At 49.7% G+C, this 16,495-nt stretch carries 14 protein-coding genes; 10 read left to right on the top strand and 4 right to left on the bottom strand.

The annotated features are described in order from the left end of the window. Nucleotides 1-304 precede the first annotated feature (304 nt). From nrdA to asrC, 7 genes are all read left to right on the top strand, one after another. Nucleotides 305-2,572 carry a class 1a ribonucleoside-diphosphate reductase subunit alpha gene (nrdA, locus tag C9J01_RS16370; protein ID WP_107299202.1) on the top strand — a complete coding sequence of 756 codons (2,268 nt, stop codon included), beginning with the start codon at nt 305-307 and terminating at the stop codon, nt 2,570-2,572. 48 nt (nt 2,573-2,620) lie between these two features. Then, nucleotides 2,621-3,754, top strand: coding sequence for a class Ia ribonucleoside-diphosphate reductase subunit beta (nrdB, locus tag C9J01_RS16365; protein WP_107299233.1), 1,134 nt, complete (start codon nt 2,621-2,623; stop codon nt 3,752-3,754). Further along, the gene (yfaE, locus tag C9J01_RS16360; protein WP_107299201.1) at nt 3,751-4,038 is read left to right on the top strand and encodes a class I ribonucleotide reductase maintenance protein YfaE; all 288 of its coding nucleotides are present in this window, start codon (nt 3,751-3,753) and stop codon (nt 4,036-4,038) included. The genes nrdB and yfaE overlap by 4 nt, the downstream gene beginning before the upstream one ends. A gap of 476 nt (nt 4,039-4,514) precedes the next feature. After that, nucleotides 4,515-5,384 (top strand): uroporphyrinogen-III C-methyltransferase, encoded by an 870-nt coding sequence (cobA, locus tag C9J01_RS16355; protein WP_107299200.1) that lies wholly within the window; start codon nt 4,515-4,517, stop codon nt 5,382-5,384. After that, a complete protein-coding gene (gene asrA, locus C9J01_RS16350; RefSeq protein WP_107299199.1) occupies nt 5,384-6,445 on the top strand; it encodes an anaerobic sulfite reductase subunit AsrA in 1,062 nt (353 codons plus the stop codon). Before cobA ends, asrA begins: the two co-directional genes overlap by 1 nt. After that, the gene (gene asrB / locus C9J01_RS16345; protein ID WP_107299198.1) at nt 6,438-7,286 is read left to right on the top strand and encodes an anaerobic sulfite reductase subunit AsrB; all 849 of its coding nucleotides are present in this window, start codon (nt 6,438-6,440) and stop codon (nt 7,284-7,286) included. Before asrA ends, asrB begins: the two co-directional genes overlap by 8 nt. Before the next feature lie 9 nt (nt 7,287-7,295). After that, entirely contained in the window at nt 7,296-8,312 is a 1,017-nt protein-coding gene (gene asrC / locus C9J01_RS16340) for a sulfite reductase subunit C (protein ID WP_107299197.1), read from the top strand. 63 nt (nt 8,313-8,375) lie between these two features. On the opposite strand, the gene C9J01_RS16335 is transcribed toward asrC, so the two are convergent. After that, nucleotides 8,376-9,599, bottom strand: coding sequence for a CinA family nicotinamide mononucleotide deamidase-related protein (locus C9J01_RS16335; RefSeq protein WP_107299196.1), 1,224 nt, complete (start codon nt 9,597-9,599; stop codon nt 8,376-8,378). Nucleotides 9,600-10,128: 529 nt separating this feature from the next. Between C9J01_RS16335 and C9J01_RS16330 the strand changes: the two genes are divergently transcribed. From C9J01_RS16330 to C9J01_RS16320, 3 genes are all read left to right on the top strand, one after another. Then, entirely contained in the window at nt 10,129-11,349 is a 1,221-nt protein-coding gene (locus tag C9J01_RS16330) for an aromatic amino acid transport family protein (protein ID WP_107299195.1), read from the top strand. Nucleotides 11,350-11,651: 302 nt separating this feature from the next. Beyond that, nucleotides 11,652-12,488, top strand: coding sequence for a DUF3943 domain-containing protein (locus tag C9J01_RS16325; RefSeq protein ID WP_107299194.1), 837 nt, complete (start codon nt 11,652-11,654; stop codon nt 12,486-12,488). Between the two features lie 182 nt (nt 12,489-12,670). Beyond that, a complete protein-coding gene (locus tag C9J01_RS16320; protein ID WP_107299193.1) occupies nt 12,671-14,650 on the top strand; it encodes a putative bifunctional diguanylate cyclase/phosphodiesterase in 1,980 nt (659 codons plus the stop codon). 74 nt (nt 14,651-14,724) lie between these two features. Here C9J01_RS16320 and C9J01_RS29915 read toward each other — a convergent pair whose 3' ends face one another. The 3 genes from C9J01_RS29915 to C9J01_RS16310 all read right to left on the bottom strand — a co-directional run bounded on the left by C9J01_RS29915 (nt 14,725) and on the right by C9J01_RS16310 (nt 16,408). Further along, nucleotides 14,725-15,015 carry a sulfite exporter TauE/SafE family protein gene (locus tag C9J01_RS29915; RefSeq protein ID WP_237156990.1) on the bottom strand — a complete coding sequence of 97 codons (291 nt, stop codon included), beginning with the start codon at nt 15,013-15,015 and terminating at the stop codon, nt 14,725-14,727. Continuing rightward, entirely contained in the window at nt 14,984-15,142 is a 159-nt protein-coding gene (locus tag C9J01_RS30130; protein ID WP_336596076.1) for a hypothetical protein, read from the bottom strand. Before C9J01_RS30130 ends, C9J01_RS29915 begins: the two co-directional genes overlap by 32 nt. Before the next feature lie 78 nt (nt 15,143-15,220). Then, the gene (locus C9J01_RS16310) at nt 15,221-16,408 is read right to left on the bottom strand and encodes a methyltransferase (RefSeq protein ID WP_107299192.1); all 1,188 of its coding nucleotides are present in this window, start codon (nt 16,406-16,408) and stop codon (nt 15,221-15,223) included. Between the last annotated feature and the right edge of the window lie 87 nt (nt 16,409-16,495).

The raw sequence follows: 16,495 nt of genomic DNA, 5'->3' as shown, positions 1-16,495 counted from the left end.
GGCACTTTTTTTAACCTCAAAAAATTTTGATTTTTCCTATGATATTGTCATACCTGCGCAAATCAGTTAGTGGGCACTAACTTAATTTTATGAATCCCCATGTTATCCACAGCTGGTTAAAAATTACCACCTTGCATTACCCCCCTCTCACCACTATCTTGTAACACCATAAGCTCAACACCCCAATATGTAGTGTTTTAATAGGCAATCAGAAATCTAACAAAGATCACAATCTTTGCTAACCTTATTGCTAAAAGTTACAAAAAACACTGCTATGGATGGAAATCTGGGAAAACTACCAAAAATGAATCAACAGCTCACTGTTACCAAGCGTGATGGACGCAAAGAAAGTATCGATCTAGACAAAATCCACCGAGTGATCACTTGGGCCGCCGAAGGCCTTGAGAATGTATCGGTGTCTCAGGTCGAGCTAAAATCTCACATTCAGTTCTATGAAGGGATCAAAACTGAAGACATTCACGAGACCATCATTAAAGCAGCAGCTGATCTGATCTCTGAAGAAACGCCGGACTACCAATATCTGGCTGCACGTCTTGCTATCTTCCACCTGCGCAAAAAAGCCTACGGCCAATTCGAGCCGCCTAAGCTGTATGACCATGTTACGAACCTTGTTGAAAAAGGTAAGTACGACAAGCATTTGCTGGAAGACTACAGCAAAGAAGAATTTGATCTGATGGATAACTACATCGATCACTGGCGCGATATGAACTTCTCTTACGCTGCCGTTAAGCAGTTGGAAGGTAAATACCTCGTCCAGAACCGTGTAAGCGGTGAAATCTTTGAGAGTGCCCAGTTCCTATACATGATGATCGCCGCTTGCCTATTCGGCAAATACCCACGCGACACCCGTATGGACTACATCAAGCGTTTCTACGATGCGGTATCCCAGTTTAAAGTTTCACTACCGACACCAATTATGTCTGGTGTCCGTACCCCAACCCGTCAGTTTAGCTCATGTGTACTGATCGAGTGTGACGACAGCCTGGATTCTATCAACGCAACATCAAGCGCTATTGTACGTTACGTTTCCCAGCGTGCCGGTATCGGTATCAACGCTGGCCGTATCCGTGCCCTTGGCTCAGAAATCCGTGGCGGTGAAGCCTTCCACACCGGTTGTATCCCATTCTACAAGTATTTCCAGACAGCGGTTAAATGCTGTTCTCAAGGCGGTGTACGTGGTGGTGCGGCGACGTTGTTCTACCCAATGTGGCACGGCGAAGTAGAATCACTTTTGGTACTGAAAAACAACCGTGGTGTAGAAGAAAACCGTGTCCGCCATATGGATTACGGCGTACAGATCAACAAACTGATGTACACCCGCCTGATCAAAGGCGAGAACATCAGCCTGTTCTCCCCGTCTGACGTTCCAGGCCTATACGACGCCTTCTTCGCAGACCAAGACGAATTCGAGCGCCTGTACGTGAAATACGAGCAGGACAGCAGCATCAAGCGCAAGAGCATCAAAGCTATCGAACTGTTCTCGCTGCTAATGCAAGAACGTGCGTCAACTGGCCGTATCTACGTGCAGAATGTCGACCACTGTAATACCCACAGCCCGTTCGACCCAAGTGTTGCGCCAATCCGCCAGTCTAACCTATGTCTGGAGATTGCACTGCCAACCAAACCACTGAACAACGTTGAAGACGAAAACGGTGAGATTGCACTGTGTACGCTATCGGCGTTCAACCTTGGCGCAATCGAATCACTGGACGACCTTGAAGAGCTGGCTGACCTGACTGTTCGTGCCCTAGATGCACTGCTTGACTACCAGGATTACCCACTACCTGCGGCTTACCGTTCAACAATGAACCGCCGTACCCTTGGTGTGGGCGTGATTAACTTTGCTTACTACCTTGCGAAGAACGGCGTTCGCTACTCTGACGGCAGCGCAAACAACCTGACCCACGAAGCATTCGAAGCGATCCAGTACTACCTATTGAAGGCCTCTTTGGGCCTAGCAAAAGAGCAAGGTGCTTGTCCGGCATTCAACGAAACAACGTATGCCCAAGGCATTCTGCCTATCGATACCTACAAGAAAGATATCGATAAAGTTTGTTCTGCTGAGCTTCGTTACGACTGGGAAGCGCTACGTGAGGAAATCAAGACCCACGGCCTGCGTAACTCAACCCTATCTGCACTGATGCCATCTGAGACATCATCGCAGATCTCGAACGCAACCAACGGGATCGAACCACCACGTGGCTTCGTATCTGTAAAAGCATCGAAAGACGGTATCCTGAAGCAGGTAGTGCCTGAGTACAGCAAGTACAAGGATAACTACGAGCTACTTTGGAACATCGGTAGCAATGACGGTTACCTGCAGCTAGTTGGCATCATGCAGAAATTCATCGATCAGGCGATTTCGGCAAACACCAACTACGACCCTAGCCAGCAGCCAGGCGGAAAAGTGCCAATGAAACTGTTGCTAAAAGACCTGCTAACAGCGTATAAACTCGGCGTGAAAACCCTGTACTACCATAACACCCGTGACGGCGCTTCTGATAGCCAGGGCGATGTAGGCGCAGACGACTGCACAAGCTGCAAGATTTAATGATTTGAAACAGTGGGAGCTTCGGCTCCCATTGATGTTGAGGATAAGATGGCATATAGCACTTTCTGTCAAACCAATAACGACCAACTTAAAGAGCCAATGTTCTTTGGCCAGCCTGTCAACGTTGCGCGTTACGACCAACAAAAATTTGAGATTTTCGAAAAGCTGATCGAAAAACAGCTTTCTTTCTTCTGGCGACCAGAAGAAGTGGATGTGTCTGGCGACCGTATTGATTACAACAACCTGCCAGATCACGAGCGCCACATTTTCATCAGTAACCTGAAGTACCAGACACTGCTGGATTCAATCCAGGGCCGTAGCCCTAACGTAGCGCTGCTACCGATTGTATCTATCCCAGAGCTAGAAACCTGGATTGAGACGTGGTCGTTCTCCGAGACGATACACTCGCGCTCATACACCCACATTATCCGTAATATCGTTAACGATCCGGCGATTGTATTTGACGATATCGTCGGTAATGAACACATCATCAAACGTGCTGGCGATATTTCCAAGTACTACGATGACCTGATCGCGGCAACCAACGATTACCACCGCCTAGGCGAAGGTACGCACACCATCAATGGCGAGAGCATCACGGTAAACCTTCGCAACATCAAGAAGAAGCTTTACCTTTGTATGATGTCTGTGAATGCACTGGAAGCTATCCGCTTCTATGTCAGCTTCGCCTGTTCGTTTGCGTTTGCCGAGCGAGAGCTGATGGAAGGTAACGCTAAAATCATCAAGCTGATCGCACGAGATGAAGCACTTCACCTAACCGGTACCCAGCATATCCTCAATCTGCTGCGTACCGGCCAGGACGATCCTGAAATGGCTGAAATTGCAGAAGAGTGTAAAGAAGAGTGCTTTGCTATCTTCCGTGATGCCGCCGAGCAGGAAAAAGAATGGGCTGAGTACCTGTTCAAAGATGGCTCAATGATCGGCCTGAACAAAGACATCCTGTGCCAGTATGTTGAGTACATTACCAACCTACGTATGGCGGCTGTCGGCCTAGAACACGCCTACCCGGGTGCAACTCAGAACCCGATCCCTTGGATCAACTCATGGTTATCATCTGACAACGTTCAGGTTGCACCTCAGGAAGCTGAGATCAGCTCCTACCTGGTTGGCCAGATCGACAATGATGTCAGCGCCGATGACCTAGGTGACTTCGAACTATGAGTCGAGTCGCCATTCGCGTCAATGGTATGGAGGTTCACGGCAATAGCCGTGAGCCTTTGCTCGACCAACTGGAAAAAGCGGGCTTTCAACCCGAATACCAGTGCCGCAACGGAATGTGCGGTGCCTGCCGCTGTAAGCTAAAGTCCGGTGCAGTCGACCAGCAAGACTCGATGGCTTTCATTGCCCCAAATGAAGTGCTTGCCTGTTGTTCCGTCCCTAAAAGCAATATCGATGTCGAGTTTGAATACCAACTGCAGCAACAAGAACTAAAAGCCAGCCTGTGACTTCGTTTGTAGGCGGCCTCTCCCCTGCCTGATTCAGCTGACACTCCACTTTTCCTATCAATACCCCGTCATCTCCGCACTGCTTTCTACCCACAGCAGGACAAGCCGAGCATTACACGCTGTTAGCCTATACCCTACCCAGCCTTATCGGTGATAAGTCATTCCGGAATAGCAAACTTACATTACGAGTTATCGACACAGTTCCACCTTGCCCACCGGTATTGAGAATGACTAGCATTACAAAAAAATAACACTGTTTTTCATGCTGTTATTTATTAATTCAACTCGCTAAAGCCCCCCTATGCACCTCCTTTCACTTTTGCTGAACTGCCTATTCATAAAGTCCAAATAGATTTGCCCTGCTTTTTGGGCAACCATTCCCCGCAGTTAAAGTTCAAGCAGTTAGATTTCAGGCAGATAGCTTTCAAACAGATCAACCAGCTTGGCTGTTCACCCTTGCTTCGGAAAGATCCTTTATGCAATTACGAAAAAGCAATTCAAACACTAACTCACTACCAATCCGGCCATCCCAAGTTCGCACCGCCCTGAACCGGGATAAACAAGGCTTTGTCTCCTTGGTAGGAGCCGGGCCGGGCGACCCGGAACTGTTGACACTCAAAGCCTTGAAAGCCATCCAGTCAGCCGATGTCATATTGCACGATCACCTCGTTACCAAAGCGATCATCCAAAACGCCAAGCCGGGAACCAACATTATTGAGGTTGGAAAAAGTTACAACAACCCATCAGCAACCCAGGAAGGCATCAACACCATGCTGGTATCCATGGCGCAAAGGGGACTGCGGATTTGCCGCCTCAAAGGTGGGGACCCATTTGTTTTTGGTCGTGGCAGCGAGGAAGCTATCGCCCTTGAACAGCAGCAGATCCCCTTCGAAGTTGTACCTGGCCTCACTGCAGCCTTGGGATGTTGCGCCTACAGCGGAATTCCCCTCACCCACAGAGGTGTTTCACGGGGATTCACAGCCGTAACCGCCCGTGGCAACAATGAACAGTACCAGATCAACTGGGAAAGCTTGGTCAAACTCAATCATACGCTGGTGTTTTACATGGGACTGCACTGCGCGGCATGGATCGCTTCTAGCCTCATGCTCCACGGCATGTCCAAAGACACCCCGATCGCAATTATCAGCCACGGCACCCAGCCACAGCATCACCAACTGAGCACTACCCTCATCGAGCTGGAAAATTGCCTGTTGAAAAATACGCCTACAGCACCCTCGCTGATCGTTGTCGGTGAGACAGTCGACTTAGCCAATCAGATCAAATGGCACTCCAACCACCAGCAAACCGAACACCTATTTGAACATTCACTTGAAGGAGCTATCTGATGGCTAAATACCTCACGCTTGATGAACTCGATGAGGCACTGACGCATCTGCGCTCAGAGTATCGCGTCCTGGCGCCGGCCTACGAGCATTTTGGCGGGCGGTTCGCCCACACCGACAACCTGGTCTATCAGGATATCGAGCAGGCTGCAGATATTGTCTGGCAGGAGAAATCCCACTTCTCACCAAACGAAGTCGTGCTGCCGGTTACCCAAACACTGTTTCATTTCCACGGTGATGAAATCATCCAACCAAGCGACAACATCAAGCCTATCTTGTTGTTCGCCCGCTCTTGCGATATCCACGCCTTCGAAAGACTCGATCACATGTACCTGAAGAACGGCAAAAACCGCGACTGGTACTACGATCGTCTGCGCAAGAAGGTCAAAATAGTACTGCTCGAGTGCGAAAGCAGTTTCGAAAACTGTTTTTGTGTCTCGATGGGCACCAATAAGACTGACAACTACGCTGCCGCAGTGCGCTTCGACGACAACGGCATGGCTATCACCATAAAAGATCCAAGCTTGGAGTCGTACTTTGACCTGCTCGGTGCAGACCAAGACTTCGAGCCGAGTTTTGTTACCAGCAACCCAGTCAAGGTACGTACCCCTGACCAAGTCTGTGATGACCCAGACAAGATCAGGAGAATCCTGACTGGCAACCCGGTTTGGCAAGAATATGACAAGCGTTGTATCGGCTGTGGCCGCTGCACGACCTCCTGCCCTACTTGTACCTGCTACAGTGTGTTCGACATCAGTTACAACACCGAAGCCCGTATCGGTGAACGCCGCCGCCAACAGGCAAGTTGTATGACAGGTAACTTCACCGACATGGCCGGAGGCCATAGCTTCCGCGAAAAAACCGGCGATCGCCTGCGCTACCGTGCCTTGCACAAGGTCAATGACTACAAAGCCCGCCAAGGCACTGACCATATGTGTGTTGGTTGCGGCCGTTGTGATGACCGCTGCCCGCACTACATTTCATTTTCAAACATCATCAACAAAATGAGTGACGTGGTTGAAAGCGCCATGAACTCAGTTGCGCTGGAGCAACAACATGACTGAACACACCACAGCCCATCATTGCCAATGCCAGAACAATGACCACGACGGGGCGGCAAACAAGCTGTTGCCAAAAGCCTATGACATTCTGGCGATTGAAAAGCACACCGAGCTTGAATGGACGTTCCGTGTCGCCAAAGATTTCGATACCCACTACGGTCAGTTTGTCGAAGTTTCGTTGCCACTGGCCGGCGAAGCACCGATTTCCGTCTCCGATTTCGGGGATGATTATATCGACCTGCTGATCCGCAAAGTCGGTAAAGTCACCGATAAACTGTTTACCCTCCACCCCGGTGACAAGGTATGGATGCGTGGTGTTCACGGCAACGGCTACCCGATGGAAGAGTATCAGCAAAAGCAGCTGATTGTCGTTGCGGGAGGAACCGGTGTTGCTCCGGTCAAAGGCCTGTTATCGCATTTCTGCCACCATCCGGAGTCCATCAAACAGCTTGATATGATCCTCGGGTTCAAGAACCGTGATGCAGTGCTGTTCCAGCAAGATCTCAACCTGTGGCGCCAGCAGCAGAACCTGATTGTCACTCTCGATGAGGGCGAAGCCGATGAGCAATTCTGTGTCGGCCGTGTGACAGACTACATTGACCAACTCGATTTCTCGGCGCCCGAAGCCATTCAGGCCATCGTAGTTGGCCCACCTATCATGATCAAATTCGTTGTACTAGCACTACTTGAGCGCGGCCTTAGCAAAGAGCAAATCTGGGTCGACTATGAACGTCGCATGGCCTGTGCGGTCGGTAAATGCGGTCACTGCCGGATCGGCGACAAATACGTCTGCCTCGACGGCCCGGTATTTCGTTTTGACCAAGCCCAACACATGATTGACTAAGGAGTGACCATGAGTCTCGATATCGACATTATTAAAGCTCGCGCCAATGGTGACTACCGCCTATCCAAGGAGCGTGGCGAATGCATGATCAGTGTCCGTATCCCGGGTGGGATCATGCCCGCTTACCTGCTTTCTACCGCCCAGCACATCGCGGAGACGTTCGGTAACGGTGTTATCCACCTGACAACCAGGCAGAAACTGGCAATGCCGGGGATAAAATACCAAGATATTCCCGCCGTAAACCGCGCCCTAGAGCCCTTCATCAAAGACATCACGGTGGATCTGTGCGGCATTGATGTTGAAGATACCCAAGCGGGCTACCAGAGCATCGGTGGTCGTAATATCGTCGCCTGTCAAGGTAGCCGGATTTGCCAAAAGGCCAACACCGATACAACCGGTCTTGCCCAGCGCCTCGAGCACCATGTCTATCCGCAACCCTACCACCTGAAGATTGTTCTGGCCGGGTGTCCGAATGACTGTGCAAAAGCCAACATGTGTGACTTTGGGGTTCTCGGGGTAGCCAAGATTGAATTCAACAGCGATCGCTGCATCGGCTGTGGTGCCTGTGTGAAGGCGTGCGGACACCATGCGGTAGACTGCCTGAGCATTGAGAACGGTAAAGCGGTCAAGGAAGAGAGCAAATGCATTGGCTGCGGCGAGTGTGTTCTGGCTTGTCCTACACTGGCCTGGCAGCGCAATCCAAAACAGCTATATATGGTCAAACTGGGTGGGCGAACTTCCAAGAAAACACCGAGAGTTGGCAAGCTGTTCCTCAACTGGGTAACCGAAGATGTACTCCATCAGGTACTGAACAACCTGTTTGAGTTCGAGAAGGAAATGCTCGAAGGTAACCCGGTGTACCTGCACATGGGCCACCTTATCGACAGGTCCGGCTACCATGCGTTCAAAAAACGCGTGCTAGATGGCGTTGAGCTCAACCCAGAAGCTATGGTCGCCGACCGGATCTACTGGGCCGAAGACGAGTATGTTGCCAATATGCATGTCAAAGCTATCGCACATCAATAGCAGCCTACCCGCATATTAATAATTGGGCTGCCTGTCGAGTCAGCCCAAAGATGGAAGCAACCGTTAGTACTTGTTTTCTCTTTGATCAATACGCCGCAATGATTCCGAGTGGCCTAACACGGGTTTACCCTCAAGCCAGCGGCGTAGCATATCCAAGCCAAGTGTCGACAACACATAGCGGAAATCACGCGACGCATAACGGCGCTTGGTCGACACTTGTTGCGCCCATTCCCCTTCGGGGGTCACTAGCGCCACAACGACATGCCCATCTTGCTCGGTCCCTATTGCCAGACCAATATCCGCCTGATTTTTCTCCCTCGCGGCCTGGGCCATTGACAACGATGCTTCCATCGGTGCTTGGTGATGCTCTTTGGGTAACTTGCCTCTACCCAGTACCCATGATTGCACAACACGCTCAGCCAAATACTCGTCGTCATAGAGCCAACTGGTCAGGAAACCGCCGGAATAGTATTCGGCAACCGCTAGTGAATATTCCTTTTGCTCAATTAACTCCCCCACTGCGTTCAGCAAAGGCTGATTATGGCCAACGAGGTTATCCCCTAGTTGGTTGGCAATGGCCTCGACGATGGCAGGTGCTTGTGGGTGATCTTGCGGGCAGAATACTTTCACTTCGATAAAAGGAATTTCAGAGCGGTAACCGAGTTCGAAATCGTCAGGTAGGCGAATGGCTTGTAGAGACTGGCCAATGCCTGATTCGGATAGGCCAAAAGTATGGAGCCGGATACACTCCCGGGCACTGGTGTTGGCGTAGTTCACCGCTAGGCGAGGTAAGATTTGCTCATGGACCATTTTCTTGAATTCGCTCGGCACCCCAGGAGTAAAGAAAACCCAAGCACGGTTGATCCGCATCGCGAACCCGCAAGCCGTGCCAACAGGGTTATCCAGCACTTCCGAGCCCTCTGGCAACATAGCCTGCTTGAGGTTGGTCTCGGGCATGACACGGCCCAACTTGGCATACTTTTCTTCCATTGCAGCGACCCATTCATCGACCAACTCGAGGCCGACATTGGCAGCGATGGCTGCGGCCTGGGCAGTTAAATCATCTGTTGTCGGCCCCAGGCCCCCATTAACGATCACAACATCAGCTGTTAGGCTGCAGTGTTCAATTTCTTTGGCCAGCATATCAAGCTGATCACCCACAGTCGTCCGACGTGACATCGGGAAGCCGCGCTGAAACAGCAGCGCCGACAGCCAAGCGGCATTGGTGTCTGTTATATCCCCGTGAAGCACTTCCTCACCAGTACTAATCATTGCGACTTTCAGCATACATTCTCCCGTATTGCCCGTTGTGGCTACCTTTTACCATCCGGCTTTTCATTATTGTATTACCCGCCAGCTCTCGAGATACCCAAAGCTCTCAAATAGGACACATTGCGGTGGGTGTTCCCTATTCAAGCATATCTCTATCTGTTTCAGCACGTTATTTTTCTCTCGGGCATACCCATGCTAAAAAGTAACGCCGTCCAAAGTGTTTACTCACCCACACTGTAAATAAAAAATTACACCAACAAGCACAAAAGTTGACAGTTAAATACAATCAATATATTGTTCACAACCAGACGCAAGCGCCAGCAGTGGCCAAAAGCGCACTATTTATCACTATAAGAAATGGAATAAACCATGAACATACTCCAATCAGGCACCTTCTATCGATAGCCGCAATGGCTATATAGAGTGTAAATAAATTCTGACACCTCTTTGCCATTGTGGCCCTCTAAACAAAATAGGGAGCGACCACAGGTGCGAACACCGCCTCCCGAGCACAACCTTTTGATTACTCGGAGCAAATAACCCCATGTCAATGAACAAGACTTTCGGCAGTATGCTGATCATCGCCGGTACGACGATCGGCGCAGGCATGCTAGCCCTTCCTCTGGCCTCGGCCGGGCTTGGCTTTACCACCGCAACTTTGATTATGTTTGGTATCTGGTCATTGATGACCTACACCGCATTATTAATGTTAGAAGTGCACCAGTACGCTGATCACCAAGCGACGCTAAATTCACTGGCCCGTGATCTACTGGGAAAAAAAGGTCAGCTGCTCGCCAACTTTGCTGTCTGCTTCCTTATGTACTCGCTTTGCGCCGCATACATTGCTGGCGGTGGCGGCCAACTTAACGACAAACTGAATAATTGGGTGGGGTTGGAAGTCTCGGCGCAAACTAGTACGGTCATTTTTACCCTGGTTATTGCCAGCATTGTGGCGATCGGTACTCACTCTGTCGATATGGTTAACCGAGTGCTGTTCACCCTGAAAGTCATCGCCTTGGTCGTAATGCTTAGCCTACTTGCACCGAATGTCGAAGGCGGCTACCTGGTCAATATGCCAGTAGAAAAAGGACTCATCGTTTCGGCGTTACCGGTCATCTTCACCTCGTTTGGCTTTCACGGCAGTATCCCATCTATCGTGCGCTACATTGGCTTGGATATGAAAGCTCTTAAGAAAGTGATGGTCATTGGCTCTTCATTGCCGCTAATCATCTACGTCTTCTGGCAGTTCACCAGCCAAGGCGTACTTAGCCAGCAAGATCTGATGGCGAGCAACAGCCTAGGTTCATTCATTGGCACTCTCAGCGAACTGCTACATAACCCAATGGTTAGCCAGTCTGTCTCTGTGTTTGCTGACTTGGCTTTGGCCACCTCTTTCTTAGGTGTGAGCTTAGGTCTGTTTGATTTTGTAGCCGATAGCTTCAAGCAAAATGATAAAAAACATGGGCGACTGCAAACAGCTGCGATGACATTCATTCCACCTCTGGCTTTTGCTTTGTTTTACCCTCAAGGCTTTATCATGGCATTGGGCTTTGCTGCTATTGCCCTAGTTATCCTCGCCATTTTCCTGCCAGTCGCGATGGTCAGCGCCCAGCGCAAGCAATTGCAGCAAACGAGTGAGATCGAAGAAAACGGCTACCAAGTGGCTGGGGGTAAACCTGCCCTAGCATTAGCAACAGGTGCTGGTGTGCTCATCATTGCCGCACAATTTCTCCAAATGGCTGGATTGATCCCCGCTGTGGGCTAACCCAAAAGCAAACGGCAAGCCCTATCGCTTGCCGTTTTTATTTCTGTACAGTGAGCATTTTGAACAATGTTGTTAATTATGAATTTCATTCATATAAATGGGTAATTTTTACAATTTTTTTGCACGAATCACGCGATTAAATACTAGGATTTTTTAATCTTTTCAGTGATACTTCCCGCACTTTTTTATCCTATCCACCTTGATCTATTGCGGAGCGTATCTTGCGCACTTCACTTCTATCACCACTTGTCCTGGGGCTTGCCATCAGCACCCCTGCATTCGCATGGAATGAGAATGCCTATATGGGTTCAAACCACCAGCCAACGTTTCTAAACAGCTATGCGTCACAGCCTAGCCAGTCGCTGGGGTCGACCAACAATTATCAGTATACAGCCATGGATCAAGGGCTTTCGCTGCAACCAACGACGGCTGAACCAACCACCAATACATTGCCTAAGCACTTATCTGTTGCACCAGAAAAAGACTGGGATTACCTGCTAGAGCAGTCTTACACCATTTTCGGCTTGAGTATCGCAACGGTCGGATTGATGACGCTTTTGCCTGAAGATGTGACTAACTGGGACCCAGAAGATACCAACCTAAAAGGCCTTGGCAAAAAATGGTGGGATAATGTTTCGGAAGGACCGGTATGGGATAAGGATGATCACTGGTTAAACTACATTATGCACCCATATTTCGGTGGGGTTTACTATACTGCAGCGCGTCACTCTGGTTTTAACGAATGGGAGTCATTCCTGTATTCAGCAACCATGTCGACATTCTTCTGGGAATACGGTGTAGAGGCTTTTGCTGAAGTGCCATCGATCCAGGATATTATCGTTACCCCGCTATTCGGTGCAGCCGTCGGTGAATGGATGTTCCAAACCGAGATGGAAATTACCGCCAACCGCGGCAAGGTAATGGGGTCGAAAACCATGGGTGATGTCAGCCTGTTCTTACTCAACCCTGTTGGCCACATCCATTACTGGGTGACTGACTGGTGGCGTGGCGACGCCGATGTCGGACTTACCTACACCCCATGGTTCGGTAATACCGATGCAGCCAACTTTGCACTCGACGCCGGAGCAGCTTACGACCCTGTCTTCGTCGGTCTGGAAGTGAAGCTGGCGCTACAGTAATAATGAAAAAAGCAGCAAAAAAATGCGACTCATATCGACTTTTTTGCTGCTTTTCAAGATATTGCATCTTTTTTTTCAATAATCGTGAATAAACCTCACGATTTTATCCCGTATACGTATTTAAAACGCCGTTTTTGATATAGCATCTGATAAATATCACAATAAATAACAAAGCCTTGGTGATGAACCAAAATTTTTCTCTCTACGAGTTCTTACAGACCCCTGTTTGGATTTTCGATATTCACCAAAAACGCATCCTCTGGGCTAATTCCGCCTCACTTTCTTTATGGGAAGCAAAAACTACGGATGAGCTGACAGCCCGTGATCTCAGCCTTGATATGTCCGAAGCCGTTGATGCTATCCTAGATGGTTACCTAAGCCGTTTCCAACAAGGTGAAAAAATCAAAACCTGGTGGTATTTCTCCCCCAACAACGTCATCAAGAAAGCATTATGTTATTTTTCCGGTATGCCGGGCCCTAATGGCAACACCGTGATGCTCGTTGAGGTCATTGCTGAAGAGGCCAGCCTTCGCCGTGAGTTGGCTTTTTCAGGCAGCTCAAACCTGGCTTTGCTATTTGATGAAAACGGCAGCCTGATCAGTGCCAACAATTCATTTACCCATTCTTTTGGCGAAGATCTAAAAGATCTTGCCAGCTTTCTCGGTGACGCCCAGTTAGCGGATAAATGGCTAACGACGGCCCGTTCTGAAGGCGTACTAAAAACCAAGCGCCTATGCTGGACAGGCAAAAGCCACCATTGGCTGAATATCGATGGAAAATGGCTCACCGATAAGCACCAGTTGCTGCTGAGCTTAATCAACATCAGCCAAGAAAAAGAGCAACTGCACAAGGCAAAATATAACGCCGAACATGATTTTCTTACTGGGCTGTTAAACCGCCGAGGTATCACCAATGCCATCGTGGAGAACCAGCACAGCCAACATCCATATAGTTTATTGTTCCTCGATATTGACGGGTTCAAGTTGGTCAATGATACCTATGGCCATGCCATCGGTGACAAACTGCTTCGAGCCATTGCCATTCGCTTGCAAGAAGAAGTGAAGTTCAAGGGATTGCTAGCGCGCTTTGGCGGTGACGAGTTTATTGTCCAGGCGGAGCACCGCAATATCGAAAACTCGGCAATGTTCGCCAAACAGCTGATCAAAGCCCTTAACCGCCCCTTCCACCTCAAAGAAGTCGGTGAATTATCGATTGGCTGTAGTATCGGTACATCAGACTACCCTACCGATGCAAAAGACATCGAAACCTTGGTGACCCAGGCTGATATGGCCATGCACCGGGCGAAACTGCGTGGCCGCAATCGCAGCCATCACTTCTCACCAGACATGGCCGATGCGCTTTACCGTAAGATGACTTTGCGCCACCACCTAACACTGGCATTGGAAGCAGAGGCGTTTGAACTCTACTATCAACCGATTGTTGATATGAACAGCAAATCCCTCAAGGGCTTCGAAGCCTTGATCCGCTGGCATGACGAGGAGCTGGGGCAGGTTTCGCCAGGTGAGTTTATTCCGCTGGCAGAAGAAACCGGCCAGATAGTCCCACTGGGTAAATGGATCATCAAAACAGCCTGTAAGCAATTGGCCCTGTGGCGTGAAAAGTACGGTAAAGCCTTCATTATGAGTGTTAACCTGTCGCGTGCCCAGTTGCAATCAAGCTTGGCACCGACTATCGAAGGGCTACTGAAATATTACCAAATTCCACCTGCGCAGTTGGCACTTGAGTTAACCGAGTCCACTATGTTGCAAGAGTATGATGAAGCAAAGCAATGCCTCGATGATCTTGCCTCGCTGGGCCTTGAGCTCTACCTTGATGATTTTGGTACCGGTTACTCTTCTTTATCACAATTGCAAGATTTGCCGATCAGTACCGTCAAACTGGATCAAAGCTTTGTCCAAGGTGAGCATAAGGGTAGCCAGGCGATTATAGAGGCCACCCAGGCTATCTGTGAAAAGCTGGCGCTAAAAGTGGTCGCTGAAGGGGTCGAAACCGAAGCACAACTGCGTTATTTGCAACAATGTGGTTTCGATTTCTGCCAGGGCTATTATCTTGGCAGACCACTTCCTGCCCACGAGCATGAAGAGCGAAATTTCAGCTTACTCAACGCGATTCCGGAAACCGTTCGGGAAACGGTTGAATAACCGCCCTTGAGCAGGTTGAAAGTTGATACGAATAAGGCCAGTCAGTGACTGGCCTTTTTACGCAAAATCGATTTTTAGACAAATTTTGGTGCCATCCCCTGCCAAATCGCAATAACACCAGAAACAGAACACAGTACCAGCAGCGCGTACCGCAACCACTCGGCCTTGATTAAATGCTGGATCCGGTAAGCAAACAAACTGGCGAGGATCGGCGCAGGCATAACCATCATGCCGTATTTAAAATGCCACCAGCTAAAATGGCCTGTTGCCGATAAGGCAACCAAAGACAGAATACAACTGAATGCGAAATAGCCGGCAAGGTTAGCCCTGAGCTTATTGGCTTCTGCATGCTGCCCCCAAACCACGGAACGATATCTGTGATCGGTACTGCCACATATTAATCAATGCCAGAACTAAGCCGACAAGGGTAATGGTCCCGGGTACAAAGCGGGGCTCAAAAAAATACACAACGGGCGCAGCAACAATCGCCATACCGAATCCCACGGTACTCTGCACAAAACACCCTGCAGCTAAGGCAATAGCACAATAAACTAAGGTACTAATGTCCATTTAGTCCTTTAACTCCGCATGAATCATAATATTTCGAGGGGTAATAGGCTTGTCACAGAATGTCCCGACGGTCACTTCGTAGCCGGCTTCTTCCATAAAACATGCTCGGTCGTACACCAGCCACATCTCCAGTGGCCGGCGGAAAAGTTGGCGCAGCAACTCCAAGCGCTCGACCCAATCAAACCGCTGCTCACCAACCTGCTGCCAGTAGGCAAAATCAATATTATCAGGGAGTACCAACCCCTTTTGCTCAGCAGCCCAGCGGCAGAAAGCGGCGAAACCATCGTTGAACAATGCCTTCTGGACATTGGGCACTGGCATATAAGTATCTTGCCCAGTCACGTCGCGCTGCAGGCTATCGAAACCTAACCTGAAGCTTACTTCGACAAAACGCAGGTTTCGCACCCGGTTTCCTGCGGTCACCGTTTCTTGCAGTGGCAACCTCAAATCATGTTTGCTTAGGGATAGCTCACTTTGTTTCGCCAGTGCCGACATCGGCTGGTACGCTTTGTTGCGGATCAAATGGTAACAGCACGGTGAAACACTTACCGCTCGCCCTTTTCGGTCAGCCACTCGCTGCAGCAAAGAGACATGCAAATCGCCACAAGCGTGCAAAGCAACGGCATGCTGCTGGGACAAAATAAACTTGCCGCTTTCGGCAGAAAAAGCATCACCGTGGACAAAGGTCATTGGCAAAGACAGCTTACGGGCCGCAGTTTCCCCACTTTCACACAGTGCCTGCTGCCACTCCAAACTGGTTACAGGTGTCTTATGGGTCGCCGCCAGAACCCGGCCAAGAAACCCTTTTCCTGCGCACCATTCCAGCCAAGGCAGTTGTAATGCCGGCAGTACACCGTTAAAAGCTTGCAGTTGCTGCCACTTCCTTCCCGGGATGCCCGTATCAAGCCCACGTGGGGGGATGCGCTCTTCATGCGGCAACGCTTCAAGGTCGGCAAGTACTTGTAAGCTCGCCGCCTGAGGGATCCAATCACTGACCGCCTCGGCCAGTAAACCGGGCTTTTCTTTAAAATGGGCAAGTTGCTGCTCATCCAAACCCAGCAGCCATTTTGTGAACTCAGGATGACTTTGCTCCCATTGCGATGGCGAACTAGAAAACGGCATAAACTGCCAAAACTCACGGGTATCCGTCAGTAAGCGATCAAGTTGGGAGAAGCGTGGAGCGTGCATGGTTTACTCTTGGGTTTATCTGCAAAACCCGGATATTGTAAACGCAAATGCACCAAATAGGCAGAAAGAGACTATGTCACGATAAGA

Origin of the sequence: Photobacterium rosenbergii (assembly GCF_003026455.1) — a bacterium.
Classification (GTDB): domain Bacteria; phylum Pseudomonadota; class Gammaproteobacteria; order Enterobacterales; family Vibrionaceae; genus Photobacterium; species Photobacterium rosenbergii.
Note: the sequence above shows the minus strand (reverse complement) of the source record. Positions and strands in the feature narration are given on the sequence as shown.